This is a genomic window from Paractinoplanes rishiriensis (genome assembly GCF_016862375.1).
GTDB classification, from domain to species: Bacteria; Actinomycetota; Actinomycetes; order Mycobacteriales; family Micromonosporaceae; genus Actinoplanes; species Actinoplanes rishiriensis.
In genome coordinates, this window is record NZ_BOMV01000087.1 from 14249 (window position 1) to 30545 (window position 16297).

11 protein-coding genes are annotated in these 16297 nt (G+C 71.4%); 4 read left to right on the plus strand and 7 right to left on the minus strand.

Annotated features, from left to right (window positions below; all coding sequences use genetic code 11):
• Window positions 1-24: 24 nt before the first annotated feature.
• Complete coding sequence (gene pglX / locus Ari01nite_RS40075; RefSeq protein ID WP_203788536.1) at window positions 25-3321, minus strand: BREX-2 system adenine-specific DNA-methyltransferase PglX; 3297 nt, start codon at window positions 3319-3321, stop codon at window positions 25-27.
• A gap of 38 nt (window positions 3322-3359) precedes the next feature.
• On the opposite strand from pglX, the gene Ari01nite_RS40080 reads away from it, so the two are divergent.
• The 4 genes from Ari01nite_RS40080 (at window position 3360) to Ari01nite_RS40095 (ending at window position 9794) form a co-directional block, all read left to right on the plus strand.
• The gene (locus Ari01nite_RS40080) at window positions 3360-4661 is read left to right on the plus strand and encodes a hypothetical protein (protein WP_203788538.1); all 1302 of its coding nucleotides are present in this window, start codon (window positions 3360-3362) and stop codon (window positions 4659-4661) included.
• A gap of 6 nt (window positions 4662-4667) precedes the next feature.
• Complete coding sequence (locus Ari01nite_RS40085; RefSeq protein WP_203788540.1) at window positions 4668-5807, plus strand: sensor histidine kinase; 1140 nt, start codon at window positions 4668-4670, stop codon at window positions 5805-5807.
• 52 nt (window positions 5808-5859) lie between these two features.
• A complete protein-coding gene (locus tag Ari01nite_RS40090; protein ID WP_203788542.1) occupies window positions 5860-7749 on the plus strand; it encodes a response regulator in 1890 nt (629 codons plus the stop codon).
• A 1598-nt stretch (window positions 7750-9347) separates the two neighbouring features.
• Entirely contained in the window at window positions 9348-9794 is a 447-nt protein-coding gene (locus Ari01nite_RS40095) for a cupin domain-containing protein (protein ID WP_239163424.1), read from the plus strand.
• A gap of 72 nt (window positions 9795-9866) precedes the next feature.
• Here the strand turns inward: Ari01nite_RS40095 and Ari01nite_RS40100 are convergent, their stop codons facing one another.
• The 6 genes from Ari01nite_RS40100 to hypF all read right to left on the minus strand — a co-directional run bounded on the left by Ari01nite_RS40100 (window position 9867) and on the right by hypF (window position 16295).
• Window positions 9867-10430, minus strand: a complete 564-nt coding sequence (locus tag Ari01nite_RS40100; protein ID WP_203788544.1) for a cysteine hydrolase family protein — start codon at window positions 10428-10430, stop codon at window positions 9867-9869.
• 21 nt (window positions 10431-10451) lie between these two features.
• The gene (locus Ari01nite_RS40105) at window positions 10452-11165 is read right to left on the minus strand and encodes a DUF6390 family protein (protein ID WP_239163425.1); all 714 of its coding nucleotides are present in this window, start codon (window positions 11163-11165) and stop codon (window positions 10452-10454) included.
• Between the two features lie 208 nt (window positions 11166-11373).
• Window positions 11374-12420: a hydrogenase expression/formation protein HypE gene (gene hypE / locus Ari01nite_RS40110; protein WP_203788548.1), complete on the minus strand. Its 1047-nt coding sequence runs from the start codon at window positions 12418-12420 to the stop codon at window positions 11374-11376.
• Window positions 12417-13520 carry a hydrogenase formation protein HypD gene (hypD, locus tag Ari01nite_RS40115; RefSeq protein WP_203788550.1) on the minus strand — a complete coding sequence of 368 codons (1104 nt, stop codon included), beginning with the start codon at window positions 13518-13520 and terminating at the stop codon, window positions 12417-12419. The genes hypE and hypD overlap by 4 nt, the downstream gene beginning before the upstream one ends.
• Window positions 13504-13758 (minus strand): HypC/HybG/HupF family hydrogenase formation chaperone, encoded by a 255-nt coding sequence (locus Ari01nite_RS40120; RefSeq protein ID WP_203788552.1) that lies wholly within the window; start codon window positions 13756-13758, stop codon window positions 13504-13506. Before Ari01nite_RS40120 ends, hypD begins: the two co-directional genes overlap by 17 nt.
• A 14-nt stretch (window positions 13759-13772) precedes the next feature.
• Window positions 13773-16295 (minus strand): carbamoyltransferase HypF, encoded by a 2523-nt coding sequence (hypF, locus tag Ari01nite_RS40125; protein ID WP_203788554.1) that lies wholly within the window; start codon window positions 16293-16295, stop codon window positions 13773-13775.
• Between the last annotated feature and the right edge of the window lie 2 nt (window positions 16296-16297).

Below are 16297 nucleotides of genomic sequence, written 5' to 3' on the forward strand. Positions count from 1 at the left end.
ACCGGGACATCGAGAGGGTTTTCCCTAGGTCAGGCCCCGGATCGCGGTCAGCACCGACCGGTCCGCACCCAGCCGGGCCAGCTCGGCGTCGATCAGCGCGGTCACCTCGGTGGCGCGGTGCCACTGCGCGAGCCACGGCTCCAGCTCGGCCAGCCCGGCGAGCAGCGGCAGCAGCGTCGCGACCGGCCGGTCGCGACGCCGCTCCCGCTCGCGATAGAGCGAGGCGAGTGCTTGCGCCCGGGCGGCATGGTTCCAGGCCGCAAGACCCAGAACACCGCCCGGGTACGCGATGAAGCGCTCGCGCGGCACATCCAGCGCCCCGCGGTGCCGCCAGTAGCTGACCCGGCGAAAGTCCGCGGCCCGGTACCGCGGCGGCACCGGGATCTCCACCGTCTCGCCGGCGTCCACCCGCCGCTGGAGTGCCCAGGTGCGCTCCCACTGGGCGTATTTACGAAGCCCGGAGCGGGTGAAGCGGTGCGCCGCCAGGAACGGCACCGACTCGCCGGCCAGCAGCGCCGCCACCGACCGGGTCAGGTCGGCGGCATCCGCCCCGCTCCACAGTGCCAGCACCACCCGGAACTCGGCATCCGGCGCGACCCGCGCGGCGAGCTGCGCAATGGACAGCGGTGCCGGAAGCGCTCCGGGAGCGCCACCGTCTGCCGGGCGCGGCTGCGCGGCGGCGGCCGGCGTCCACACCGGGGCCGACTCGAGGCGGTCGAGGAGCCAGTCGCGGAGGGCCTCGTCCTGCATCGCGGGCCAGTCCTTGCCGGCCCAGCGGCGTTTGTACTCCGGGCGTTCGACCAGGCTCAGGGCCGGGTGGCCGGCGATCGCGGCCAGCCGGCGCTCGACCAGTGCGCGGTAGGCCGGCGGCCAGTCGCGGGGCAGCGTGGTGACCGGGACCGAGCCGTGCCGTTCGAACCACTGGGTCTCGCCGCGCCGGGCCAGCGCGATCTCGAAGGCCCGCTCGCCCAGCCGCAGCCGGGGCGCCGGTCCGCCGCCGGCGACCAGGTCCTCGTCGATCAGGCCGAAGGCGCGGTAGAAGGCCCAGTCCAGTTCCTCCTGCACGCCGATCATCGAATACCGCAGGGTGGTCCACTCGGCCCGGGCCGCGGCGAGCCGCTGCGCGTCCGGCACCCCGGTCGCGGCCACCGCCTGGGGGGTGGTGGCGGCCGCGCGGCGGCCCAGGTCGTCCAGGTATCGGGCGGCGCGGACCGGCAACCGGGGCGGCAGCGGCAACTGCTGGAGCTTGGTGGCGGTGAACTCGTAGAAGTTCTCCCAGGCCACCGTGGTCTGCCGGGCGCCGCGCCGGTCGACCGTACTGCCCTTGTTGTGGCTGACCTGCTTGAGCCAGAAGCACGCGATCGAGCTGTTCAGCAGGCCGAGCAGGCCCAGGTGGTCGTCCTCGGTGGCGGTGGCCGGCAGCTTGAGGACCGGGGCCGACTGCTTGAAGACCCGGCCGCCGCGGTCCAGCACGAAGTGGTTGTGGGTGGCCATGAACGCGTACGCGATCCACCACGGATGCGCGTCCGGGTCGGCGGTGACCTGGTGCCAGCCGTACCACGGGCGGCCCTCGGCGAAGTAGGTGCGCCCGCGGAACGTCGCGCGGTTGCCGAGCACCGTCCGGACCGGCCACAACCAGCGCTGATAGGCCGGGTCGGTCAGCTCGCGCAGGTGCAGGCTCTCGTCGTACGGGAAAAATGCCCAGACCCCGTCCTCGCAGGACCAATCCCGCAGCTCGTCACCCACCACCACCCGGCGGTTCATGGCCAGCGTGCCGACCCGGCGCAACCAGGTGCGGCGGTCGGCGAGCAGCACGTCGTCGGCGTTGGTCATGCCGAAGACGCCGATCCGCGCGGTCCGGTCGCGCAACCGCAGCGGATGCGCCTCGAGCTCGGCCGTGAGCAGGTCGGCGCCGCCGCCGGACAGGCTCCACGGGTGCCGGGCCAGCCGATCGCGGTCGGCATCCACCACGGAGACCCACGCGGAACTCGAACCCGGCCGGTCGATCTGCCCGGCGATCGCCGACCAGACGTGTCCGCGGGCCGGGTCGGGTGGCTGGCCCGGTTCGCCGCGCACGCCCAGCACGGTGCGGATCGGGCCGCTCCAGCGCTGGTCGACCGGCCGGTTCCGGCCGATCAGGATGACCGTGGGCGTGCCGTAGCCGGGCAGGTACGCGCCGGACGTGTCGATCACCTCGGTGAGCTCGACCTCGGTGGCCAGGAACGCGGTGACCAGCTTGCGGCCGAACTCGCGGCGCATGAACGAGTTCGCGGTGATCTGGCCGACCACCCCGGCGCCGGTGCCGTCCGGTGCGGCCGGGCGGGCCAGCCGGAAGAACAGCTGGGTGAACGGCACGGTCAGCGCGTACTTGCGGGAGCAGGCCGGATAGCGCCGGCGGTACTCGCGGTCGCGGTCCCGGTCCTTCACGGTCTGGTACGGCGGGTTGCCGACCACCACGGTGAAGGCGCCGGCCGGCAACTGGTCGTCGCCGGCCAGCAGCGCGTCGCCGACCAGCAGGCGAGGCTCGAACGCGGCCCCGCCGTCCAGGGTCGTGACGCCGCACGCGGACATCGCCGCCACCGAGAGCCGGAAGTGCGCGATCGCCACCGCGAACGGGTCGAGGTCCATCCCGGTCACCTGGCGCAGCGCCCGCTCGACCAGCACCCGTACGGCGGTGCCCGGCTCGGCGGCGCGCCAGCCACGCAGCAGCCGGTCGAACGCGCCGACCAGGAAGTGGCCGGCACCGCAGGCGGGATCGACGACCCGGACGCCGGGCAGGCCGAACTCACGGCGAGCGGGCTCGAGCGTACGGTCAAGAATGAAGTTTTCGACGAAGTCGGGGGTTTGCACCAGCCCGTAGGTGCGCCGGGCGTGCGCCGAGAGACCCTGATAGAGGTCGCCCAGGAACCGGGTGCCCGGGCCGAGCCGCTCCCGCTCGCGGTGGAAGTGCGCGACCAGGCGCGCGGCGGCCCGCTCCGAGATGGTGAAGCGCCACACCGGGTTGTGCTCGTCGAACAGGCGCGCGGTGGCCGGCAGCCGGGCCAGGTGGCCGAACAGCGCGAGCAGCCGGTCACGGTCGGTGCCCGCCTCGACCGGCAGACGCGCCGGTATCCAGCCGTTGTCGCCGCAGAACCGGACGAAGACGCAGCCCAGCACCCAGGCCACCGCGGCCTGGTCGAGCACCTCGTCCAGCCAGGTCTCGAAGGTGGCGGCCGTCGGCTCCGCGGCGTACCCGGCCCGCAGGCCGGCTGCCGTGGCCGCCTGGTCGCGCAGGTCGTCGACCAGATCGGCGACGCGGTCCCGCAGCCCCTTGAGCTCCACGCGTTAAGGGATACGTCGGACTGGCCGAACGGACAAGTATGGTGTTCCGACAGTTGGGCGCCTGGGTCGATGAGGAGCTTCCCCGGCTCAACCGAGCGATCCTGCGGGGCGACGTGCCGCCCGGCCGGCTCGCCGAGCAGGTTCGCGAGATGCTGCTGCCGCACCTGCCCGAAGTACACCGGCTCGATGTCGAGCAGGCGCAGCGCCTGGTGGTGCGGCTCGGGTTCGCCGGCGCCTCGGTGGCCCGCCACTTCCAGGAGTGGCACCCCAATGCCAAGGCCGATCCGGAACGCGCGTTCGACGGTCTCACGGTGGGCGACGTGCCCTTCCTGGACTACTTCGGTGCGCTCGCCGACCGGACCGGGCAGGGACATTACGGCCGGGACACGTACGCCTCCCTGGTGCGCTGGAACGTCGGCACGCTGGAGGTGCGCCGCGGCCCGGAGGTGATGACCACCCTGCCCGGGGTCTTCGACGACGGCCGCATCCGCAGCTACACCGGCACGGCCGGCGAGGAGGAGTTCTTCCTGCTAGTCAAGCGCAGCGAGGCGGTCGAACTGGCGGCCAACGAGCTGCTCGAGCCGCTGAGCCGGGAGGAGGCCGGGCTGCTCTCGGCGGACGCGGTCGAGCGGGTCCGGCTGGCCACCGAGCTGATCGAGGCGATGCGCCGGCTGTTCCTCGACTTCGCCGCCCTGCCGCCCGAACGGGCCCTGCCGGCCGAGCACTTCATGGACGTGTTCCGGCAGTTCGCGGTGCACTGGACGGCCGGCGACATCCCGCCCAGCGGGGCGCTCGACCCGGAGGCGCTCAAGCGCGACTTCCTGCTCGGCATCGGCCTGTCCGGCTACGACCAGCACGTACGGCGGCTGTTTCCGGCCCTGCTGGACGGCGAGCGCGAGGTGATCGACCGGCTGATGGGCCGCCCGGCCCTGCCGGAGCAGTTGCTGGCCGGGCTCGGCCTCGACCCGGACGGCCTGCGGGCCAGCGCCGGGACCGAACTGCGCCGGCTGGTCGGGCATCACCCGGCGCTGATGGACTGGTACCGGCTGCTCAGCGCGCATGCCCGGGCCTCCGGCGCACATCTCATGCTGAGCAAGAAGTACCTGTTCAAGCCGCAGCGGCGGCGCGATCTCAGCGGCGAGGGCGACCAGCACCTGGTGTCGAACCGGGCCGGCACCACCGGGATGAACGAGACTTTCCTGGAACGGATCACCCGTGCCCGGCAGGAACACCCGCTGGCACCGTTGCGAAACGCCGTCTTTACTCCCGAATCGGCGGAAAATGAGCAGGTGAGAGGGGTACGGTCGGCCGCAACGGTCTCGATCGCACGGGTGGGGTGACGTTGCGTGAACACCGTGGCGATCGGCCAGGAGCAGCTCATGGCGCTGCTCGATCACACGTCGGCGGTCATCTACATGCGCGACGTCGCCGGGCGCTACCTGCTGGTCAACCGGGAGTACGAGCGGCTGTTCGACCTGCACCGGGCGGACATCGTGGGGCTCACCGACCACGACCTGTTCCCGCGCCCGATCGCCGACGACTTCCGGGCCAACGACCTGCAGGCCATCGCGCGCGGGGTGCCGGTGCAGTTCGAGGAGCAGGCGCCGGCCGACGACGGCCTGCACACGTACGTCACGGTGAAGTTCCCGCTCACCGACGCGGCCGGAGCGGCGTACGCGGTCTGCGGTATCTCCACCGACATCACCGAGCGCAAGCGGGCCGAGGAGGAGGTGCGCCGGCTCAACGACGAGTTGGAGCTGCGGGTCCGGCAGCGCACCGCCGAACTCGAGGCGTCGACCCGGGAGCTGGACGCCTTCGCGTACTCGATCTCGCATGACCTGCGTGCTCCGCTGCGCTCGCTGGAAGGTTTCAGCCAGGCGCTGCTCGAGGACTACAGCGGCGACCTGGCCGAGGAGGCCCAGCAGTACCTGCGCCGGATCCGGGTGAACGTGGGCCGGATGGCGCAGATGATCGACGACCTGCTGCACCTGTCCCGGGCCACCCGCTCCCAGCTGCGGACGGAACGCACCGACATCAGCGCGCTGGCCCGGGACGTGCTGGCCGAACTGGCCGCCGCCGACCCGGGCCGGCGGATCCTGCTGGCCATCCCGGACGGCCTGGTGGCCCGCGGCGACCCGCAGCTGATCCGGCTGGCCCTGGTCAACCTGCTCGGCAACGCGTGGAAGTTCACCGCGTACACCGCCGACCCGCTGATCCGGATGAGCGTCCGACGGCAGCAGGGCATCGACGTCTTCGCGGTGCACGACAACGGGGCAGGCTTCGACATGCGGTACGCGAGCAAGATGTTCGACCCGTTCCAGCGGCTGCACTCGTCCGGCGAGTTCGAGGGCACCGGCATCGGCCTGGCCATCGTGCACCGGATCGTCACCCGGCACGGCGGCCGGATCCGGGCCGAGGGCGCACCCGGTCAGGGCGCCACGTTCCGGTTCAGCCTGGCGCCGGCTCCCGCGGGTTGGGAGATCTGATGAGCGACTTCGTGTTCAGCCTGGCGCCGGCTCCCGCGGGTTGGGAGAGCTGATGAGCGACTTCGTGCACGTCCTGGTGGTGGACGACAACGACGACGACGCCATCCTGATCGCGCGGCAGCTCACCCGCGCCGGGCTGCGGGTCGACCACGTGCGGGCGGACACCGCGGCTGGGGTGGCGGCGGCCCTCGACAAGCGGCTGCCGGACGTGGTGATCTGCGACTACAACATGCCGGTGTTCCGCGCCGAGGAGGCCCTCGAACAGGTGCGGGCGTACGACGCCGACGTGCCGGTGCTGCTGGTCAGTGGCCAGGTGGGCGAGGAGACCGCGGCCGCCATGATGCGGGCCGGCGCCCGCGACTTCGTGCTGAAGGACCGGCTGACCCGGCTGGCGCCCGCGGTGCAGCGGGAACTGCACGAGGCGGCCGAACGCCGGCAGCGGCGCCGGGCCGAGGCGGCGCTGCTGGCGAGCGAGGAAAGGTTCCGGCTGCTCGCCGAGCACGCCCGGGACATCATCTTCCGGTACCGGCTGCGGCCCACGGCCGGGATGGAATACCTGAGCCCCGCGGTCGAGGAGATAACCGGCTACCGCCCCGACCAGTTTTACGCCGAGCCCGACCTGATCTTCCGGGTGGCCGAGGACGACGACCGCGAGGTGCTGGACCGCTGCTGGCGGTCGTCGGACCCGGGCACGCTGACGGTCCGCTTCCGGCGCCGGGGCGGGGGAACGGCCTGGATCGAGCAGCGGGCCAGCGCGATCACCGGCCTGGACGGCGGCACCGTGGCGGTCGAGGGCATCCTGCGCGACGTCTCCGAGCGGGTGCAGGCCGAACAGCTGGAACAGCGGCTGCGGCAGTCCGAGCGCCTCGACTCGCTGGGTCAACTGGCCGGCGGCATAGCCCACGACTTCAACAACATCCTGGCGGTGATCTCCGGCTACGCCGAGCTCCTGAGCGCCGAACTGGAGGACCACTCGTGCCGCCCCGACGTGCAGGCCATCGAGCAGGCGGCGGCCCGGGGCAGCGGCCTCACCCGCCAACTGCTGATCTTCAGCCGCCTGGAACCCTCCCGCCCGGAAACCCTCGACCTGAACGTGGTGGCCGCCGACATGCAGCGCCTGCTGGGCCGGACCCTGGGCGAGGACATCGAGCTCAGCACGGTGCTGACTCCCCACCTGCCGCCGATCACGATGGACCGCAGCAAGCTCGAACAGGTGCTGATGAACGCGGTGATGAACGCGCGAGCGGCAATGCCCTCCGGAGGCCGCCTGACAATAGCCACGGCAGCCGACCTCGCAGCCGACTTCGTCCACCTGACCATCACCGACACCGGCTGCGGCATGCCCCCCGAGGTGATCAAACGGGCCTTCGAGCCGTTCTTCACCACGAAGGGCCGCGGCAAGGGCACCGGCCTGGGACTGGCCACGGCGTACGGGGTGGTGACGGACGCCGGCGGCACGATAGCTCTGGAGTCCCAGCTCGGCCAGGGCACCACGGTGCTGGTCCGGCTACCCGCCAGCCACGAGGCCTCGTCGGCTCCGGCCCCCGCGGTCCGCCCAGCCTCAGCAGCCGGAACCGGCCAGTGCATCCTGGTCGTGGAGGACGAAGACGGCGTACGCGACATAGTCTGTCGCATCCTCTCCAAGGCGGGCTACGAGGTACGAGCAGCAGGCGACCCTCACTCTGCACTGAAGCTGTGCCTGGACCCGGACTTACACGTAGACGCCCTGGTAAGCGACGTAATCATGCCCGGCATGTCAGGCACCCAAATGGTGGCCGAGCTGCGCCGAGGCCGCCCCGGCCTGCCGGTGCTGTTCATGTCCGGCTACACAAGCGGCCCGGCCCCCGGCGGCCAGGAGTTGCCCCCCGACGCCCCCCTGCTGCACAAGCCTTTCCAAAACGACCAGCTACTACAAGCGATCCACCAGCTGTTGACCCCCTGAGCCACAGTTCGCTCACGCACAGTGGTGCCAGACCACACTGCACCGCCCTCGTCACATCGCAGAATGGTGCGCATAGCCCAGGCTCTCTTTCTGCGCAGAAATCGAACGCAGAAATCGAAGGAAAGGCGCCCAAGAAATTCCCGGCCGATATCGCGGGCGCGAATTGTTGGCAGGCGCCGGTCACCGACCGCAGACTGCCGGGTCTGATTTTTCTCGGCTGTATCGCTCCTCGGCTGTCGAGTGCTTCAAACCAGCAGACGAGACGCAGCCCGCGGCCGGAGCCACCCGCGGCGGCGCCCCGCTGCCAGATGTCGGCGCGTAGCATTCCCAACGCAAGGCGGCGCCCGCGACGGCAACAACCTCGGACTTCGAGGCACAGTCCCGGCCGCCCGGCGGCCAACGCCTCCCACCGGAACGCGTGGCGCGGATCGCCCTGGTAGCGACGCCGCGCCCGGCGAGGACACTGGCCCTTGCAGGCGTCTGGAGGATTCCCGCCTGCTCGGTGCGGACAGCGGTGAGCCCACGCCCGGAAAGTGCGGTGTGGATAGCGCTGGCGGCGCGGCCATGCGGGAGAAGCGCGTCGGCCTTCTCGGTGTGGATGGTGCTGGCGGTGGGGCCACGCGCGGGAAGTGCGTTGGCCTTCTCGGTGTGGGTGGTGCTGGCGGTGGGGCCACGCGCGGGAAGCGTGTCGGCCTCCCTGATGACGCTTGCCCAGGCGGCGGTGAGCTCAATCTTGGCGCGAGTGCCTCCCCTGGCGGTGAGTGTGGCGCTGGCGCTGGACCCCGCGGTGCGGCCGAGTGCGGGGAAAGGCCCAGCCCCGGCCGCGTGTGCAGCGTTGGCGGGAGGTCGAGGCTGCCGACGGCACCCGTCGTGGTGGGGATGGTGCTGGCGGGCGGGCTGGGGGCGGCGCGGCTGTCGGCTCGGGCCGTGTGGATGGCGCGGGCCGTGTGGATGGCGCGGGCCGTGTGGATGGCGCGGCCCGCGGTGCTGGGCGACGTCGTGATGCTGGGGCTGGGGCCGGCGACGGCGGTGCTGGGCGACGTCGTGATGCTGGGTCCGGCGGCGGCGGTGCTGGGTTGGGCGTTGTCGCTGCCGAGGATCCGGGGCCTCCGGCGGTGGCCGGCGCGCTCGCCCTCGCGATGCGGTCGGTGCGGCGAGTGGTGGCGGCGGGGATGGTCGGCCGTAGCCACTCGTCGCGTTTGTCGCGCACCTGGCGTTGGCGTTCGGCGCGGCGCTGCTTGAGCCCCAGGTGCGGTGGCGCTCGTGGTCGCGGCGGAATTTGTCGCGCTCGGGAGAATAGTTGCGTGCTGCAGTGCGGTCGCGCACTTTTATACAGTTCGGCGCTGGGGAACAACTGCAGCTGTCGCATGTATCAATTTTCCCGCCCCAATGCGAACTCCTTTAGTTTGGATCATGCCAATTCTAAATTCCCGCCGTGCACGCAGAGTGACCGCATGACCGGCAAGTGGGCGCCCTCGGGGAGCCCCCTGATCGGAGCGTCCTCGGGCGCTCCGGGTCCGAAGACTAGGGCTATAACGTACAAAAGGAGCATGTCGGTTTCATGGAAGTCTTTGGGGCGCCTCTGTGGTGCCGGGGTAGTGGCGGGTGCGCTGGTGGTGGGGCCGGGCGTGGCCTCGGCTCAGGCGACGCCGCCGGATCCCGGGGTTGTCAGCACGCTGGTCTGGAAGAAGAAGGTCTGGGGCAATGACCTGACGCTGCGGCGGATCCGGATGCCCGCCGGGACCAGCACGGGGTGGCACTACCACCGCGGGCCGGTCGCGGCGAAGGTCGTCAAGGGCACGCTCAGCCACTTCGACTCCTCGTGCAAGTCGGATGGGGTCTATGCCGCGGGGGGCACGCTGCTGGAGCAGTGGGGTTCGAACAACGTGCACATCGGCCGCAACCTCGGGTCCGGCGAGCTCGTGCTCGAGGTGCTGTACGCACAGCCGTCCGGCAGCCCGCTGGCCGTGGACGCACCCGACCCGGGCTGCGCCTTCGGCAATCCGGGCGCGGCCACCCAGCCGGGCACGGCCAGGCCATCCTGACCGCGGCGAATGCGCGGCCCGCACCGGCTCGCCTTGAGCCGCCCGGGCGGGCCGCACGTCGGCGATGCGCGGTCAGCCGGCGATTTTGAAGTTGACCTCGGCGGTGGGCTGCGTGCCTGCTGTGCGGCCGGGGGCTCGGTGGTATTGCCAGTACAGATTGGTGTGCGCGATCACCTTGTCGGGGGTCGGTGCGCCGTATTCCGAGGTGTCTTCGGTGGTGTGCGCGTCGGAGACCAGGGTGGCGTCGTAGCCGCGGGCGATCGCTCCGTGCAGCGTGCTGCGGATGCACTCGTCGGTCTGGGCGCCGGTCACCCACAGGTGGCCGATGCCGCGGTCGGCCAGGACCCGCTCGAGGTCGGTCTCCTCGAACGAGTCGGCCCAGCGCTTGTGCACGACCGGCTCGGCGGTGCGCTGCACCAGCTCCTTGACGAACTGCCAGCCCTCGGTGCCGCGGGGCAGATGCTCGTCGCTGCTGTGCTGCACCCAGACGACCGGCACACCGGACTCGCGCGCCCGGTCGACCAGCGTGGCGATGTTGGCGACGACCTGGTCACGGTCGTGTGCCTCGGCAACGATGTTGTTTTGCACGTCGATGACTATGAGAGCCGCGTTCGGGCGGTCGGTGAGTGTGGTCATGGCGGAGACGTTAGACCGGGGCTACGACATTTTTTCGGCGATCAAGGTCAACTGCCTTTCCTCGTACGCGATGATTTTGCGCACCTGATCAGCCGTCAGCACGTCGCAGACCCAGTCCCAGTGCAGCGCAACCTGATCGCCCACATGTAGCCCCGCCAGCAGCGACCGCCCGCCGACCGACCACGTCACCCGCTCGACCGCCGAAGGTCCGGCTGCGAGCCGCCCCTCCCGCCAGACCAGAGGCCGCGCGGTGACCGTCGCCGTCGACTCGCCCACCTCCCGGACCACCCCGGTCCGTATCCGGCACCGATCCAGCACCGACACCGCCGCCGGGTTGCCGGTCCGATGCAGCAGCACCGCCCACGGATACACCTCGAACACATGAAAACTGTGGTGCGCCACCGCGCGCGAATCGGCGTCAACCCAGGTGCCCCCCACCTGCCCCGCAAACCGCTGCCGGATAAATCCGGTCAATTCCGCCGGCTCGGCCTGGTCGAGGAGAGCATTCCCGATCCAGTACGCCTCCACGACCTCCTCATCCAACGGATCGGCCGTCCCCGCGACCCCCGCAAGAAATTCCAGGTACGCCCAGGCCCCCTCAAACCCCCGAGCCCGCCTGGCGATCTCCCCTTCGGACCCGTCCAGCAGAACCCCCGCCCCCGCCGGCCCGCAGTACCCAAGCTCATTGGGCGGATACGCATACCGCGCAAACAGGAGGGCCCCCGCCGCACTCACAAACCCGACCTTACGGTTTTGCGCCGCTCACCCGGCGAGGGAGGCGGGGCCGGGCGGCGCTGGCGGTGGCAGAGGGGCGGCGCCGGAGGCTGGACCGCGCCGCCCGGCCGGCGGTGGCAGAGGGGCGGCGCCGGAGGCTGGGCCGTCCCGCCCGGCCGGTGGCGGAAGTGAGGTCGGGCCGCGGAGAAGAGGCTCGGAAGCATGGGGCTCAGCAGATTCGGGGGAGTTGTTCGCCTATCGGCATGTTTATGACCCGGGTGCCGCCCAACGCCGTCCGCGCCACCACCATCCCGGGGTGGGCAGGGACGCATGTGCCTATCCGGTGGGCTCCGGCGCCCGCTGGATGGGCTCGCATCGCGGCCAGGACCTCGTCGGCCTGGGCGGCGGGGACGAACGCCAGCAATTTGCCCTCGTTCGCCACCTGCAGCGGGTCCAGGCCCAGCAGGCTGCACGCGTCGGCCACCTCCGCCGGGATGGGCAGGCTTCGTTCGGTCACCTCGATGCCCACCTGCGCCGTCCTGGCTATCTCGTTCAGCGACGCCGCCACCCCGCCTCGGGTCGGATCGCGCAGGACGTGGACGTCGGCGCCGGTGGCCAGCATCGCCGACACCAGGCCGGCCAGCGGCGCCGTGTCGCTCCTGACCGTGGTCTCGAACTCCAAGCCCTGGCGGACCGACAGCACCGCCACCCCGTGCACGCCGATGTCGCCGCTGATCAGGATCGCGTCGCCAGCCGCGGCCCGGGTCGGGGCGATCGTCACGCCGTCGGGGACCGTGCCGATGCCGGACGTGTTCAGGTAGACGCCGTCGCCGCTGCCGTTGTCGACCACCTTGGTGTCGCCGGTCACCAGGCGAACGCCGGCCGCCGCTGCCGCCGCGCCCAGTGCCTTGGCTATCCGGCCCACCTCGGTGAGCAGCGTCCCCTCCTCCAAGATGAATGCCACCGACAGATACAGCGGCGTCGCGCCGGACATCGCCAAGTCGTTGACCGTTCCGTTCACCGCCAGGTCACCGATCGAGCCGCCCGGGAAAAACATCGGCTTGACCACGTACGAGTCGGTCGAGAACGCGATTCTGCCGGCCCCGACCGGGAGCACCGCGCTGTCCGTCAACTCGATCGGCCCGTACGCGGGCAGAAAAAGGTGCTGGACCAACTCGCCGGACATCGCCCCGCCGCCGCCGTGCCCCATCACCACGGCGGGGGTGTCGCGCAGCGGCACCGGGCAGGTCCAGTTCTCGAAATCCAGGTCGGTCATGAGATCTGCACCAGATCGAGCCGGCGGTACGCGTAATAGGCCGCACACGCCCCCTCGGACGACACCATCGTCGCCCCCAACGGATTCCGCGGCGTGCACTGCTTGCCGAATGCCGCGCACTCGTGCGGTTTCAGCAGTCCCTGCAACACCTCGCCGGACCGGCACAACGAGGATTCCTCGGTGTGCACGCCGCCGACATCGAAGCGCGCCTCCGCATCGAATTCCCGGAACCGGGCCGCCAGCCGCCACCCGCTGTCCGGAATCATGCCGATGCCCCGCCAGGTGCGGTCGGTCACCTCGAAGACGTCGCGCAGCATGGCCAGCGCCGCCGGATTGCCCTCGGCCCGGACCGCCCGCGGATACGCGTTCTGCAATTCGTGCCGGCCCTGTTCCAACTGCACGACGGTCTGCCGGATGCCCTCCAGGATGTCCAGCGGTTCGAAACCGGTGACCACGATCGGCACGCCGTATTTCGCGGCCAGCGGAGGGTACTCGCCCGTGCCCATCACGCTGCACACATGCCCGGCCGCCAGGAATGCCTGCACCCGGCAGCGCGGCGATTCCATGATGGCCGCGATCGCGGGCGGTACCAGCACGTGCGAAACGAGCAGCGAGAAGTTCCGGACGCCGAGCCGCTCGGCCTGATAGACGGTCATCGCATTGGCGGGAGCCGTGGTCTCGAAGCCGATGCCGAAGAACACCACCTGACGGTCCGGGTTTTCCCGGGCGATGGTCAGCGCGTCCAGCGGCGAATACACCACCCGCACGTCGGCGCCCGCGCTTTTGACCGCGAAAAGATCCTTACTGCTTCCCGGTACGCGCAGCATGTCGCCGAACGAGCAGAAGATGACCCCGGGCTCGGCCGCGATAGCCAGCGCCTTGTCAATGGTCTCCAACGGCGTGACGCACACCGGGCAGCCCGGCCCGTGAATCATCTCGACGCCGGACGGCAGCAGCTGGTCGATGCCGTGCCGGATGATCGAGTGGGTCTGCCCGCCACAGACCTCCATCATGGCCCAGGGCCGGGTGGTCACCTCGTGGATCTGGTCGACCAGCCGCAGCGCCAGGTCGGGATTGCTGAACTCATCGAGGTACTTCACCGAACTCCTCCTCGAGAATGCCCATTCGTTCGAAGTTGGCCAATGTCTGCCGGGCCGATTCCTCGTCGAGCCGCTGAATGGCGAACCCGACGTGCACCACCACGTATTCGCCGGCCTCGGCGTCGGGCAGATATTGCAGGCAGACGCTTTTGCGCACGCCACCGAAGTCGACCTCGGCCATCGGCACGCCGTCCACCTCGGCGATGCGCACAATGCGCCCGGGAACCGCGAGACACATGTCGTCCGTACCTCCTAAATGCTGGCCCCGATCACCAGTTGACCCAGCGCGATGCCGCCGTCGTTGGGTGGCAGCAGGCGTGGGCGCAGCACGGTGAACCCGCGGTCGGTCAGCAGCCGCTCGGCCGCGGCGACCAGCAGCGCGTTCTGGAAAACCCCGCCGGCCAGCGCCACCACGTCGAGCCCGGTCTGGCTGCGGCAGTGCTCGGCGAGGTCGGCGATCAGCGTGGTCACCGCGGCGTGGAACCGCGCCGCCACCACGGCTGGCGGCACGCCGCCGAGCACGTCCTTCGCGATCTGGCGGATCATCGGGCCGGCGTCGGCGACGTCCGGTCCGTCGGGGCTGGGACACACCTCGAAGCCGTACGGGTGATCCCGGCCGGCCGGTGCACCGCGCGCGAGTCCTTCGAGGACGATCGCGGCCTCCGCCTCGTACTCGATCATGTGTCGCACCCCGGCCAGTGACGACACCGCATCGAACAGCCGGCCCATGCTCGACGTCGGCACGCAGCCGGCACCCGTCCCGAACTGCCGGGCGAGCAGGTCGCGCTCGGCCGGCGGACAGGCACGCACGGCCGGGAGATCCGGGTGCCAGGGCACGCAGGCGGCGGCGAGGTGGGCCAGAGCCATCCGGTACGGGCGGCGCACGCTCGCGTCGCCACCGGCCAGCGGCACATAGCCGAGCCGGGCGGCGCGCCGGTAGCTCTTGTAGTCGGCGATCAGCACCTCGCCGCCCCACACCGCGCCGTCCGGGCCGTACCCGGTGCCGTCGAACGCGAACCCGATGACCTGCTCGTCCGGGCCGAGACCGTGCTCGGCCATCACCGCGGCCACGTGCGCGTGGTGGTGCTGCACCAGACGCACCGGCCGGCCCGCCGCGTGCCGCCGGGCCCACTGGCCGGACCGGTACTCGGGGTGCAGGTCGGCCACCACGACCGCGGGCCGCACCCCGGTCAGTTCCTCGAGGTGGCGCTCGGTGGCGGTGAGCGCGTCGATGGTGGCCAGGTCGTCCATGTCGCCGATGTGCTGGCTCAGCCACGCGTACCGGCCGTCGGCCACCGCGCACGTGTTCTTGAGGTCGGCGCCGGCCGCCAGCATCGGGCCCACCTCGAAGGGCAGCGCGACCGGCAGCGGCGCGTACCCGCGGGAGCGCCGCACCGGCAGTTCGGCGCCGGCCACGTACCGGCTCACCGAGTCGTCGGCGGGCACCCGGATCGGCCGGTCGTGCCGCAGCCACGCGCCGGCCAGCGGCCCGAGCCGGGTGAGTGCCTCGGCGTCGTCGGTGACGATCGGTTCGCCGGCCAGGTTGCCCGAGGTCAGTACCAGCGCGTCCGGTCCGGCCGGGTCGCCGGGCAGGCCGAACAGCAGCACGTGCAGCGGGGTGTAGGGCAGCATCAGCCCGAGGTCGGGATTGTCCGGCGCCACCTCGGGTGCCAGGCGGGCGTCGTCCCGGCGGGGCAGCAGCACGATGGGCCGGCGGGTGCCGGCCAGCAGCCGTTCCTCACCTTCGGTGAGGGTGACCAGGCGCCGGGCCACGTCGAGGTCGGCCACCATGATCGCGAACGGCTTACCGCCGCGCTGCTTGCGGCGGCGTAGTTCGGCCACGGCTGCCGGGTTGCGGGCGTCGCAGGCCAGGTGATAGCCGCCGAGGCCCTTGATCGCGACGATCTCGCCGGCCGCGAGCAGCCGGCGGCAGGCCCGCATCGGATCGTCGGCGCCGATCGGGGTACCGGTGGCGTCGACGAGTTCGAGCCGCGGTCCGCAGTCCGGGCAGGCGATCGGCTGGGCGTGGAAGCGGCGGTCGGCTGGGTCCTCGTACTCGCGGCGGCAGGCCGCGCACATCGGGAAGCCGGCCATCGTGGTGGCGTCCCGGTCGTACGGCAATGCCGTGATGATGGTGAAGCGCGGGCCGCAGTTGGTGCAGGTGACGAACGGGTGCCCGTAGCGGCGGTCGCCCGGGTCGCGCAACTCGCGCAGGCAGTCGGCGCAGCTGGCCACGTCCGGGGAGGCGAGGGTACGGCCGGGGACGTCGTCCCGGGACGCCTCGATGGTGAAGCCGGTGCCGCCCTGGACCGGGATCTCCTCCTCGCCGACGTCAGCGATCATGGCCAGCGGCGGTGCGTCGGCGCGCAGCCGCCGACCGTACTCGTGCACCGCGTCCGGCTCGCCCTCGACCTCGATGGTCACCCCGCGCGCGGTGTTGGCCACCGACCCGGCCAGGGCGAGATCGGCCGCCGTCGCGTACGCGAACGGGCGAAAGCCGACCCCCTGCACCAGCCCCGACACGGTGAACCGGCGGCGCAGCCGGCGGGCCCGGCCGACGAGCTCGAGACCTTCCATGGCACGCCCGGCCTGCACCGCGTCGATGACCTCGACGGCGAACCCGAGGTGAATGAGCACCCAGGCACCGGGCGCGGGCGGCGCGTCCAGCATGCCGACGTTGACCCGGCGCCGGGCTCCCTCGACGTCGACGAGCGCAAGCTGCCCCGCAAAGCCGTCGACGATCTCCACGACCTGCCCGGGAATGCCGAGACACATGG